Below are 387 nucleotides of genomic sequence, written 5' to 3'. Positions count from 1 at the left end.
AGGTAGCCGAAGGCGGCGTGGCTGGTGATGAACTCGCGCCGGTCGCACGTCTTCAGACCCGCCGCGAACGAGCCGTCCAGCTTCTTGAGCTCAGCCTGCAGGGCGGACCCGTTCGCGCGGTAGTCGGCGGCGTGATCCGAGTCGATACCGGACAGCTGGGCGACGACGGCATCGGTGATCGTGACCATGTTCAGCGGGTTCAGCCAGACGTGCGGGTCGAGTCCGCCGTGATCGTGGCCCTCCTCGGCGTGCTCGTCCTCGCTGTGCTCTTCGGCGGGAGAGTCGTCCGCGTGATCGTGGGCGTGCTCCTCGGCCGCGGTCTGCAGCGGAACCACGCTGGTGGTGTCGAGCACGTGCTCGTTCCCGCTCTGCGCAACGGCCTCGTCC

1 protein-coding gene is annotated in these 387 nt (G+C 68.5%); it reads right to left on the bottom strand.

The genetic code is table 11. The features are described 5' to 3' along the window. Positions 1-353 (bottom strand): metal ABC transporter substrate-binding protein (locus tag GVL04_RS24360; RefSeq protein ID WP_235036440.1); only part of this gene is annotated, 353 nt, incomplete at its 3' end. Positions 354-387: the final 34 nt, after the last annotated feature.

The organism is Arthrobacter sp. 18067, from assembly GCF_902706295.1.
Lineage (GTDB): Bacteria > Actinomycetota > Actinomycetes > Actinomycetales > Micrococcaceae > Arthrobacter.
Note: the sequence above shows the minus strand (reverse complement) of the source record. Positions and strands in the feature narration are given on the sequence as shown.